An 11817-nucleotide genomic window follows, 5' to 3' on the forward strand; every position below is an offset into this window, starting at 1 on the left:
CAGTTAACCGGCATAGGCTAGTATTCGCGCGCTTCAGTTTTTTTGCGGTTTGCGCTGATGGCATGTGCGGAATCTGGCGGTTCGTTCGATCGGTGTTCGGTTGCGATGGATGCTGCGTTCCTGTTGTTCTGCATTCACTCGTAGCACCGGAATGATCAGCCCCACTAGCGAGTCTCCCCCAGTCGATGTGATCAGGATCGGCGATTGCACCGTGACGTTGTCCTCCCGTGAGGTCAGCGTGCCGGGCGCGCGCCGTCCACGTCGGCTGACGCCCAAGGCATTGGGCGTGCTGAAGGCGTTGATGCGCTCGCCGGGGGCGGTGGTCACCCGCGATGAACTGTTCGCCGAGGTGTGGCCCGATACGCTGCCGACCAACGATGTGCTCACCCAGGCCGTCACCCAGTTGCGCAAGGCGTTCAGCAGTGACGATGTCACCGGCACGCCGTACATCGAGACCATCGCCAAGACCGGTTATCGCCTGCTCGTGCCCGTCACCGTGCAGGATGCCGTCGCGGCGCCCGCGCCGGACGCACTCGAAAGTTCCGCCGACGTGGTGCTTTCGAGTGCGCCGGGCGCGATCGATGGCGCCGCCTCGTCGCCGCGCAGTCGCTGGCGACGGATGCGGCGTTACGTGCTGCTCGCGCTGGGCATCGCCATGCTGATCGCGCTGTTGGTGATGACCGCGCTGCTGCTGCAACGGCCTGCGCCGGCCTCCGCCGGCAGCGGCGTGCTCGAGGATGGCAGTCGCGTGGTCGGCAGCCCGCAGCGGCCGTATCGACTGATCACCGCCACCGCCGGCTTCGAGACCTATCCCACGCTTTCCCCGGATGGCTCGCAGGTGGCCTACGAGGCCGACAGCAGCGCACGCCAGGGCAGCACGATCAAGGTGCAGACCTCCGGCAACGCCCCCGCGCGGCTGCTTGCCGATACGCCGGACGGTTACTCGGACCGCTTTCCGAACTGGTCGCCGAACGGGCGCGAGATCGCCTTTGCGCGCTTCGGTCCCGATGCCGGCTGTGAGGTGCTGATCGCCAGTGCCACCGGCGGCGCGGTGCGCCACGTCACCCGCTGCGACGGCACCGAACTGCTCAGCTTCGACTGGACCCCGGATGGCCGTGGGCTGGTGTTCGGCTCGCTGGCCGGCCGCTTCGCTCACCGTGGCATCCGCGTGCTGGATATCGCCAGCGGGCGCTGGACGCCGCTGGACTACCAGGTCGCCGAGGACAGCTTCGACTACGCCCCGCGCTACTCGCCGGATGGACGCTGGATCGTTTTCGTGCGCAACCCGCAGATCGGCGACCTCTGGCGCCTGCCTGCCGCCGGCGGGGTGCCCGAGCAGCTCACCGACGATTCGGCCGAGATCCGTGGCTGGGCCTGGCGCAGCGACAGCCGCCACATCGTGTTCGGCCGGCGCGTGGACAGCGAATCGCGGTTGTACGAGCTGGACGTGGAGACCCGCACGCTGCGCGATGTCGGCATCGACGATGCGCAGTCGCCGGCAGTGGCGCGCAACAGCGAAATGCTCGCCTTCGTCCACCGCAAGGCCCAGTTCGGCCTGTTCCGCGTGCCGCTCACCGACGGCCGACCGGGCCAGCCCGAGCGCCTGTTCGCCTCCAACGGCCGCGATGGCCAGCCCATGCTCGCGCCCGATGGCCGGCAACTGGTGTTCACCTCCGACCGCTCCGGCAACTACGGCCTGTGGTGGGCCGACCTGGGCCGCCCGGAATCGCTGCGCCCGGTCGAGGGATTGCGCCCGGAGACCCGGCAGGCCGCCGACTGGTCGCCGGACAGCACCCATCTGCTCGTGTCCGGCCGCGACGCGCAGGCCAATCCGATCATCTATGAGGTGTCCCCGCGCGACGAACAGGTGGTGGCGCTGCCGGTGCCGGTCGCGCAACCGCTGCAGGCCTTGTATGCCGCCGATGCCCAGCACCTGCTGGTGGTCGATCGCGACGAGCACGAGCGCATGCGGCTGTCCCTGTTCGACCGCCGCAGTACGCCGTGGAAACTGCTGGGCAGCATCGACGGGGTCTCGCAGGCGCGCTTCGATCCCTCCACCCGGCGCGTGCTGTTCACCCGGCTGTCGGCGGGCGGGCTGTGGTCGGCCGATGCGCAGCTCACTGCCGACAGCATCCAGCAGGTCAGCGATGACCGGCCATCGCGCTGGCGCTACCGCACTTGGACCGTGGCCCCCCATGGCAGCGTCGATTACCTGTCCAACCGCGCCGATTGCGCCACGCTGTTCTCGCGCATCACGGCCGGCGCGCCGGGCGTCGAGTACTGCCTGGACGGCGAGCGCCTGAGCGCCGGCAACGGCTTCAGTGCGCAGCGCGATGGCAGCGCCCTGTACGTGGCCCTGGCGGTCGCCGATGGCGCCGATATCGGCGTGATGACGCTGCCCGATGCGCCTGCCCCGGTGTTTTCCGCCATCTCCAACGCCTTGTTGCCAAAGGGAAAATAGTCTTCGTGATTCCTTCGTATCGGCCTCGTGTCGAATTCGGATGAATCTCGTTGAACCTTCCTGACCGCGCCGGCCTGATTTGGCAAAACGTTTGCCCAGTAACGGCAAACACGGTGCAGTCATGCGTCAGCTCTCCCTGGCCGATCGCGGCCAATCGCTTTCCCTGGACAAGATCGTCGACGACGGCGCGCTGCCCACCTGCCTGGGCGTGGCCCGGCTCGGCAGCCTGCAGACCGCCGGCACCACCTTCACCGTGTGGATGCAGCTGCGTGGCAGCGCCTGGGTGGAATCCAAGGAAGGCCGCTTCCGCCTGCGCCAGCGCGAGTGGATCGCCTTCGAGAAGGAATCCCGGCCAATGATCCAGGCCGGTCGCGACGGGCTGTGCATCGGGCTGAGCCTGACCCCGGATGCGCTGCGCGCGCTGGGCCAGCTGGACGACTGCAGCCTGTACGCCGGCCGCGGCAGCATGAGCCGCAGCGAAGTCCGCGTGGCCCTGCGCCTGTGGCGCGACGCGCTGGCCAGCGGGCAGCCGGCCCAGGCCCTGCGCCCGGTGCTGCTGCACCTGGCGTCGCTGCAGCGCGTGCTGGCCACCGGCGTGCAGCGTTGCCCGGGCCGCTCGCGCGTGCGCAAGCGCCAGGTGTTCGGCCGCATGCAGCGTGCGCGCCTGTTCCTGGAGGGCAACAGTCACCGCGTGGTGCGCATCGGCGAACTGGCCGAGCTGACCAACTTCTCCAGTTGGTACCTGTCCAAGACCTTCCAGAGCCTGTACGAGGAAAGCCCGCAGTCGCTGTCGGCGCGCCTGCGCCTGGAGCGTGCGGCCGACCTGCTGCGTGATACCGACATGATGATCGGCGAAGTGGCGGCCGCGAGTGGATTTGACAACTGCTGCAGCTTCGCACGGGCGTTTCGCGCGCGTTACGGGCAGTCTGCGTCAGGCTTCCGCGAGAGCGTGGGAATGCTGTCGCCAAAGTCGGCAAAGTCTCCGGTGGCATCCCGCAAATAATTAACCGTAACGCAGTCGTAACTTTCCGAGGCGTTTTAACACGCTACTAACGTACCTCGGAGAGATAAATGAATTTTCGTACTCCCGCAGTGCGGCTGGGCCTTCTGCCCGCCGGCATTGCGCTGGCGCTGGCGCCGAGCTTTGCCTCGGCGCAGGAAGCTGCCTCCGGCACCACTGACCTCGACCGCATCTCGGTCACCGGCTCGCGCATCCGCGGCGCCAACATGGAGACGCAGCAGCCGATCCTGACGATGACCCGTGAGACCCTGGAAAAGCAGGGCTTCTCGAGCGTCGCGGACGTGCTGAACAACCTGACCTCGGCCGGTTCGCCGGCCATCTCGCGTTCGGAGTCGCTGGCATCGGGCGAGAACGTCGGCGGTTACTACGTCGACATCCGCAACCTGGGCGCCGAGCGCACCCTGGTGCTGATGAACGGCAAGCGCCTGGGCGCTTCCACCGCAGGCCTGCAGGACCTGAGCCAGATCCCGATGTCGGCCGTTGAGCGCATCGAGATCCTGAAGGACGGCGCCTCGGCCATCTACGGGTCCGACGCCATCGCCGGCGTGGTCAACGTGATCACCCGCAAGAACGTGGAAGGCGGCGAAGCCAGCGTCTACGTGGGCCAGTACGGCAACGGCGACGGTGACAGCCAGCAGTACTCGATGACCCTGGGTGCCAAGGGCGAGCGCGGCAGCCTGACCCTGTCGGCCGAATACTCCAAGCAGGACCCGGTGTGGGCCAAGGACCGCTGGTACAGCCGTGACGGCGCACTGGGCCCGAACTCCACCAGTGAAGACTGGAGCCCGATCAGCCAGAACAGCACCTGGTGCAACCCGCTGCTGTTCGATTGCTCGCGCACGTCCAAGACGGCGGTGTGGCAGACCCTCAACCAGGGCGGCAACCCGACCAATCCGAACGACTACCACGAGCTGACCCCGGACGAGTACTCCAACGCCAATGAGCAGATGACCCTGCTGACCGGCGTCAAGCGCAAGTCGGTCTACATCAACGGTACGTACGACTTCACCGATTCGATCAGCCTGAACACCGACCTGCTCTACAACGAGCGTCAGACGTTCCAGCAGATCGCCGGCTACCCGTACCAGTCCAACTCGACCACCATCAACACCCCGCTGTCCGGTTCGAGCGTGTTCAACCCGACCGCCGTCAATGGCGTGGGTGGCCAGGACGTCAGCTTCCGCCGTCGCCTGTGGGAAGTGCCGCGCACCACCGACAGCCAGCTGAAGACCCTGCGCTTCGCACCGACCGTCAGCGGCTTCTTCGAGCTGGGCGGCAAGTCGTTCGATTGGGACGTCGGCGCCCTGTGGAATCGCAATGAGTCGATCAAGACCCAGCGCGGCGACATGAGCCTGATCGCGGCGCGCCAGGCGCTGGGCCCGTCGTTCATCGACGGCACCGGCGTTGCCCGTTGCGGCACGGCCGCCAACCCGATCCTGGGCGATTGCCGCCCGTGGAACCCGCTGCTGCCGTACGGCGTCTCGGGCCAGGGTTCGCTGGCTGACCAGGAGCTGCAGGACTTCCTGTTCCCGACCTTCACCACCCGCGGCATCACCAAGACCACCAGCTTCACCGCGAACCTGGCCGGGTCGATCGTGACCCTGCCGGCCGGTGACCTGGGCTTCGCCATGGGCGTCGAGCACCGCAAGGAAGAAGGCAGCTACACCCCGGATGCCTTCGCGCAGTCGGGCCAGTCCACCGGCCTGGGCCAGAAGCCGACCCGCGGCGCGTACGATCTGAACGAGGTCTACCTCGAGCTGAACGTGCCGATCCTGGCGGACATGGCGTTCGCCAAGGAGCTGACCCTGAACATGGCCAGCCGCTACTCGGACTACAGCAACTTCGGTGGCACCACCAACAGCAAGTTCGGCCTGACCTGGCGTCCGATGGACGAGCTGCTGGTCCGCGGCACCTACGCCGAGGGCTTCCGTGCGCCGACCATCTCCGATCTGTACGGTGGCCTGAGCTCGAGCTTCGAGTCCTACATCGATCCGTGCGGCACCACCGCACCGGGCAGCGTCGCCGGCAACGGTCCGTGCTCGGCGGCGGGCGTTCCGGCCGACTACGTGCAGCTGGGCCAGGGCAACAAGGTCTGCTCGACCCTGCCGTGCCAGTCCGGTGACCAGTTCGTCTCCGGTGCCAACCCGAACCTGAAGCCGGAAACCTCCAAGAGCACGACCGCCGGTCTGGTCTGGAGCCCGCGTTGGGTGCAGGGCCTGGACATCTCGCTGGATTGGTACAAGTACGAAATCAGCGACATGATCATCGCTGACAGCGTCGACCGCATCCTGCGCGACTGCTACGTGCTCGGCAATTCGGCCCGTTGCGAAGGCGTCGTCCGTGCCAGCGATGGCCACGTCAGCGCGCTGACCTACGGCACCGCCAACCTCGGCAAGATGGAAACCGAAGGTTACGACCTGGGCATCAAGTACCGCCTGCCGGAACTGGCCATCGGTCAGTTCTCGATCGACTGGCAGACCAGCTACCTGTCCAAGTATGACGAGCAGGGCCAGAACGCCGCCGGTCAGAACATCATGATCGGGCGCGTCGGCGAAGCCGGCCTGTTCCGCGTGCGTTCGAACGTGGGCATCAACTGGGCGATGGGCGACTTCGGTGTCAACTACACCGCGCGCTACTACTCCGGCATGAAGGAAGACTGCATCGACACCGGCGAGTTCTGGTGCAATGCCCCGAACCACATGGCCAACGGCGAAGCCGAACCGCTGCGCAAGACCGGCTCCAACACCTTCCACGACCTGCAGGTCAGCTGGAAGGCGCCGTGGGATGCCACCATTGCCGTCGGTGCGAACAACCTGTTCGACCACAAGGGTCCGCTGATGTACTCGGCACCGAACTCGAGCTTCGCCTACTACGGCGGTTTCGATATCGGTCGCTTCCTGTACATGAAGTACACCCAGCGCTTCTGATCCATCGACGCTGTGTAGCACTACACGGAGGGCGGACCGCAAGGTCCGCCCTCTCTGCGTTCAGGGGGTCAGGAAATTCTGAGTTTGCTCTTACGGTGATCGCAATCACGTTCTGCGCGGATCGTCAGTTGATACGGTCAATCGGTCCAATGACGGACGATTGAGAGATCGATATGAAAATGACGTTCGCTCAGAAACTCGCCGCCGTGTTCCTTGGCACCATCGCCATCGCCGGCAGCGCCTCGGCCGGCCTCATCGTGTGCCAGGGTGGCCGCTACTGCGAACAGCTCCGCCAGGAGTGCATCGCCTCGGGCCAGCATCTGCCGGCGTATTGCGAGGCGCTGTGGCGCGACTGCGTGCTGGACGCCTGTCCGCAGCGCTGAAACGACGATGGCGCGCCATCACGGCGCGCCATCCTGTGCCATCCCTGCCTGTCGCCAGGCTCAGGCCTCGGCAGCCACCAGCCCCATCAGTCCATTGGCATGGTCGCGCCACTGCGGCAGCTTCTGCAGCACGCCGGCCCGCTGCAGGTAATCCTCGTCCACCGGATCGCCGTTGATCAGCGCCAGCGCCACGTGCACCGCGCCCGTCACCCAGAAGCTGCGGGTGTTGGACTTCTGCGGCTGCAGGTGGAAGGCGACCGCCTCGATGATCGGCATCGGCAAGCCCCACAGGCCCAGCAGGTAGGCACCTGCCTCGGCATGCCCAGGGCGATCATCGCCGGGCTCGGCCGGCAGGCGCTCGTTGCGCACGCCCGGCAGCAGCAGGCCGATGTCGGCCAGCAGCGCTGCGGTGGCGCCCAGCTCGGCGCTGGAGTCCGGCAGCAGCTTGGCCGCCAGTCGCGACGCCAGCAGCGCGCGCTGCTGCAGCGAGTTGCGCTCGGCGCCGGACAGCGGTGGCGCGGAGAACACTTCGCTGGCCAGCACCAGGTCGCGCAGCGTGGACAGGCCCAGCCGGGTGACCGCGGTGCGCAGGTCGGAAATGGTCCGGCCACTGTTGAAGAACGCCGAATTGGACAGCTGCAGCACCTTGGCCGCGATGGCCGGGTCGGCCGCCACCAGCTTGGACACGTCGGCGGTGTTGGTGTCGTCGTCGTGTTCCAGCGCCTGGGTCAGGCTCAGGTACAGGTGCGGCGGCGAGGGCAGCTTTTCGATACGGCCGATCGCGCTGCGCAGGCGCGCGCTGTCCAGCAGTTCGCGCAGCTCTTCCAGGCTGGTGAGCGCTTCGAGCAGCACTTCCGGTGCCAGCGGCATCGGCAGGAAGCGGTGGGCCACGCCAATCAGGCGCGCCGGCGGCGGCCGGTTGCCTTGGGCCGCTTCCACCAGCGCGATGCGGATCGTCTCCGGACGCAGCGTCCGGATCTGGCCCAGCAGCGTGGTGGCGTTGAGATCGGGCAGGGTAGGGCAGGCGATCACCGCGTCGATCGGACCGGCGGCGACGATGTTCATGGCCGCCTGGCCATCGGATGCGGTCAACGGTTGCCACTCTTCCCCAAGATCGGCAATGAAATCCATCAGCTCAGCCGAGAGGCTGGCTTGGTCCCCAACAAGCAGAATACGCACGACACAGTCCCCTGGCTGACCACGGTGAAACGCACCGTGGACGGTGTGAAGACGCAATGTACCCAATCCGGCACAAATAGTGATGTGCCGCATTCAAAAAACGTGATGTTCATCGCTCCAGCGCACCTGCGCCGGAGCGATGCCGTTCAGTCTCAGGCGATGTTGCCCAGGTAGCGCTGGTGCGCGTCAACCAGGATCTGCTTGGCCTCGGCCGCGCCGCCCCACCCGTCCAGCTTGACCCACTTGCCCTTTTCCAGGTCCTTGTAGTGCTCGAAGAAGTGGCCAATGCGCTCCAGCCAGTGGCTGGACACCTGCTCGATGTCTTCCACGTGGGCGTAGCCACTGAACACCTTGGAGATCGGCACGGCCAGGATCTTCTCGTCGCTGCCGGCCTCATCGCTCATCTTGAGCACGCCGACCGGACGGCAACGCACCACCGAGCCCGGCACCAGCGGCAGCGGCAGCACCACCAGCACGTCGGCCGGATCGCCGTCGCCGCACAGGGTGCTCGGCACGTAGCCATAGTTGCAGGGGTAACGCATCGGGGTGGACAGGATGCGGTCGACGAAGATCGCGCCGGTTTCCTTGTCCACTTCGTACTTCACCGGCTCGGAATCCTTCGGGATTTCGATGATGACGTTGATTTCTTCCGGCGGGTTCTTGCCGGGCGAGACGAGTTCCAGACCCATGGGTTTACTCCGAGAGGGGGTAGGGGCGCAAAGTCCGACATTTTAGGCCCTTTGCCGGTCCTCGTGCAGCGATCCGGTGGCGTCGTCGTCGCCCCCGCCTCCGCAGGGGGTCGCCCGGACCCGCCATGGCAGCGCCTTCTGACCCCGCGGCAGGGTCTGTACCGATGGGCCGCGTCGACAGCGGCATAGACGATGGATGCTCTGCCCCTGGAGCCACCCGATGCGCACCCGCCTGTTTCTCCTGCCTGCCCTGGTGCTGGCCACGTGCGCGCCGCCGGGCGTGGCCCGTGCCGGCGATTACGTCGATCTGGTCGACTTCCCCGCGCAGGAAGCCAACTGGGACCGCTTCTATGCGTTGGAGGGGCGCCTCATGCAGGCCTTCGACGCGGTCTGTGCCGACACGTTCTGCGAGGGCGCCTACAGCGACTACCGCGTGCTGCAGTTCCGCTGCTCGGTGCACGCCGGGCGCGGCCACGTGCAGGCCTGCGTCTGGGTGCTGGCCGCCAGCAACCTGGCGGTGGACCCCGTCAGCGGTCGGGTCGACGTGGACAACGGCCGCTGGACCTGCCGGGTGCCGCTGGCGCCGGGCACATCGGTGGAGGCGTTCCATGCGGCCCTGCAGGGGCCGGAGGTGCTGCGCCGTCGCCTGCCGGGCACGGACCGCAGCCTGTACGACGGCCTGATGGACTGCCTGTGAGCCGCCCCCTTGCCCGCGGCGCGGGCGCCCCTGGAGTGATCCGCATGACCCAGCCCTTCCGATATGCCCGCCCCGCTGCCCTCCAGCGGATCGCCCTGATCGCGGCAGTGCTGCTGCCCGTCGCGCCGGCACTGGCGGCAGACCGCTATGTGGACGCCCGCGAGTTTCCGGACCAGGTCGCCGGCTGGGAGCGCTTCCGCCGGGTGGAGGCGGCGCTGGTACGCGGTTTCGACGGCGTCTGTGGCGACACCTTCTGCGAGGGCGAGTACGCCAACCTGCAGCCGCAGCGCTTCCGCTGTTCGGTGCAGGCCAGCAGCGGCACCGTGCACGAGTGCATCTGGACCTTCGCCGGCAGTACCGCGCGGGTGGACGCCCAGACCGGCGAGGTGGTGGTGGATGCCCGGTCCTGGGCGTGCCGGGTGCCGCTCGCCGACCACACTCCGCTGGCCCTGCTGCTGGCGACGCTGGAAGGCCCGCAGCCCATCGATGCCGTGCTGCCGGGCACCCGCCTCACCGTGTATGACGGCCTGACCGCGTGCCTGTGAGCGTCCGGGCGAGCCGCGCGATCGTGGCGGCGCTTGGCGCGCGGCGCGCCAGGTGGCGATGGGTGACCTCTTCGCCGCCCCTCGTACCTGCCGGTGGTGATGCCAGGCCGTCCGGGCGGCGACCGCGAACGATAATCCCTGCGGTCTAAACGTGACGCATTCTCATTTGAGGCGTAGGATGGCGCGCCTTCCTCCCCCGGGTCCCCGCGCTCGCCCTGCGCCTGCCTGCATGTCCAGCAACGCCTCCACCCTGACGGACCTGTTGATCCGCGAACGCCCGGCGCTGCTGCGCCTGGTGCAGCGGATCCTGGGCAACGATGGCGGTGCCGAGGACGTGATCCAGGCGATCTGGTTCAAGGCCCGCGGCGTGGACGGCGGCCAGGCGATCGACAACCCGCGCGCCTACCTGTACCGGTTGGCGACCAACCTGGCCACCGACCATGGGCGCGAACGCACCCGCCGCGCGCGCCTGTTGGCCGACCATTACCTGTGGGGCCCGGACGAAGTGCTGTCCACTGAGGAACAGGCCATGGCCCAGGATGAACTGCAGCGTGTCCTGGCGGCGGCCGCGCACCTGCCCGAGCCCACCCGCACGATCTTCCGGCTCAACCGCCTGCAGGGCCTGACCCAGGCCGAGGTGGCCAGGCGCCTGAAGGTGTCGGTGACCACGGTGGAGAACCACGTGCGCAACGCGCTGCAGCGCCTGGCCTGGGCGCGCAACGGACGCTGAGGAGGCTGCGTGGCGGCGATCACGTTGGGGAACTGCCCGCGTCGTTCGTCTTGATCATACCGGTGCGATTTCTGCGTACCTTCTTCCTTCCCTGCGTTGCACCGCGACCTTCCGCCAGCCATGAGCCCGCCTCCCATCGACCCGGCCACGCCGCCGTCCGTTTCGTCCGAGCCCGTTGCCGTCCAGGCCCGGGCCTGGCTTGCGTGGCTGGCATCCGGCGCGGTGGAGGAGGCCGGCATGCAGGCGTTCGAACACTGGCTGGCGCGGCCAGGGCATCGACGCGCATTCGAATACGAGCGCCAACTCTGGCGCAGCGTGGGCCCGCGTCCCGCGGGGGCGGTAGTCGGCGCGCCGCGGCGCCCGCGGCAACGCGTGGCGCGCTGGTCGTTGGCCGCCGCGGCCGTGCTGGCCCTGGCCTGGGTAGCGCCGGAGACATGGCTGCGCCTGCAGTCCGACCACCGCACCCTCAACACCATCGCGCAGGTCACCCTGCCCGATGGCAGCCGTGCGGTGCTGGATGCGGACTCGGCCATCGCCGTGCACTTCGACGGCACCCGGCGGCGGATCGATCTGCTGCGCGGCCGCGCCTGGTTCGAGGTGGCACCGGGCCAACCGCAGCGCTTCGAGGTGGCGGCGGCGGGGGGCGTGGTCGAAGACATTTCCACCGCCTTCGTGGTGTCCCGCGAGGCGGGCGGGGTGCAGGCCGAGGTCGAGCAGGGCAGGGTGCGCGTGGCCGCCCGCGAAGGTGGGCGTTGGACCTGGCTGCAGGCCGGCCAGCGCGCCGCCTTCGTGCCGGGCGGACCGGTGCAGCGCCTGGACGACATCGCCACCGATCGGATCGCCGCGTGGCGCCAGGGCGAACTGCTGCTGGATGCGGCGGGCGTGGCCGATGCGGTGCAGCGCATCGGCCGCTATCGGCGCGGGCCCACCTTCGTGCGCGGCGACCTCTCGCAGTTGCCGAGGGTCAACGCCGCCTTCCGCACCGATCGCCCGGAACAGGCGCTGGACGCGCTGGCCGGCAGCGCCGGGCTGCGCGTTACCCGGTTGCCGATGGGCGTGGCGATCGTGCAGGTTGCGGCCACGCCGTAGCCGCGCCACGCGCCAACCCGCTACTGCCGCGTGAATTGATCTTGGGGGTGTGGCCACCCCGTTCGTCTCACCTCCCGAACGTACCCGCCGCCGCCA

10 protein-coding genes are annotated in these 11817 nt (G+C 68.0%); 8 read left to right on the top strand and 2 right to left on the bottom strand.

The window, feature by feature from the left end:
* The first annotated feature begins 151 nt into the window (after positions 1-151).
* The 4 genes from AC06FD_RS00070 to AC06FD_RS00085 all read left to right on the top strand — a co-directional run bounded on the left by AC06FD_RS00070 (position 152) and on the right by AC06FD_RS00085 (position 6792).
* Complete coding sequence (locus tag AC06FD_RS00070) at positions 152-2461, top strand: winged helix-turn-helix domain-containing protein (protein WP_478076698.1); 2310 nt, start codon at positions 152-154, stop codon at positions 2459-2461.
* Positions 2462-2582: 121 nt separating this feature from the next.
* Positions 2583-3464: a helix-turn-helix transcriptional regulator gene (locus AC06FD_RS00075; RefSeq protein ID WP_478076699.1), complete on the top strand. Its 882-nt coding sequence runs from the start codon at positions 2583-2585 to the stop codon at positions 3462-3464.
* Between the two features lie 68 nt (positions 3465-3532).
* Entirely contained in the window at positions 3533-6409 is a 2877-nt protein-coding gene (locus AC06FD_RS00080; protein WP_394164589.1) for a TonB-dependent receptor plug domain-containing protein, read from the top strand.
* A gap of 179 nt (positions 6410-6588) precedes the next feature.
* Positions 6589-6792, top strand: coding sequence for a hypothetical protein (locus tag AC06FD_RS00085; protein ID WP_394164588.1), 204 nt, complete (start codon positions 6589-6591; stop codon positions 6790-6792).
* 60 nt (positions 6793-6852) lie between these two features.
* On the opposite strand, the gene AC06FD_RS00090 is transcribed toward AC06FD_RS00085, so the two are convergent.
* Positions 6853-7971: an HDOD domain-containing protein gene (locus tag AC06FD_RS00090; protein ID WP_259207556.1), complete on the bottom strand. Its 1119-nt coding sequence runs from the start codon at positions 7969-7971 to the stop codon at positions 6853-6855.
* A gap of 152 nt (positions 7972-8123) precedes the next feature.
* Entirely contained in the window at positions 8124-8660 is a 537-nt protein-coding gene (gene ppa / locus AC06FD_RS00095) for an inorganic diphosphatase (RefSeq protein ID WP_259207554.1), read from the bottom strand.
* A 220-nt stretch (positions 8661-8880) separates the two neighbouring features.
* On the opposite strand from ppa, the gene AC06FD_RS00100 reads away from it, so the two are divergent.
* The 4 genes from AC06FD_RS00100 (at position 8881) to AC06FD_RS00115 (ending at position 11721) form a co-directional block, all read left to right on the top strand.
* Entirely contained in the window at positions 8881-9357 is a 477-nt protein-coding gene (locus tag AC06FD_RS00100; protein WP_394164586.1) for a hypothetical protein, read from the top strand.
* Positions 9358-9401: 44 nt separating this feature from the next.
* Complete coding sequence (locus AC06FD_RS00105; RefSeq protein ID WP_478076700.1) at positions 9402-9902, top strand: hypothetical protein; 501 nt, start codon at positions 9402-9404, stop codon at positions 9900-9902.
* Between the two features lie 229 nt (positions 9903-10131).
* A complete protein-coding gene (locus tag AC06FD_RS00110) occupies positions 10132-10632 on the top strand; it encodes an RNA polymerase sigma factor (protein ID WP_449335936.1) in 501 nt (166 codons plus the stop codon).
* A gap of 120 nt (positions 10633-10752) precedes the next feature.
* Positions 10753-11721 (top strand): FecR family protein, encoded by a 969-nt coding sequence (locus tag AC06FD_RS00115; RefSeq protein ID WP_478076701.1) that lies wholly within the window; start codon positions 10753-10755, stop codon positions 11719-11721.
* The last annotated feature ends 96 nt before the right edge of the window (positions 11722-11817 follow it).

The organism is Stenotrophomonas sp. Steno-Z1 (assembly GCF_056393175.1).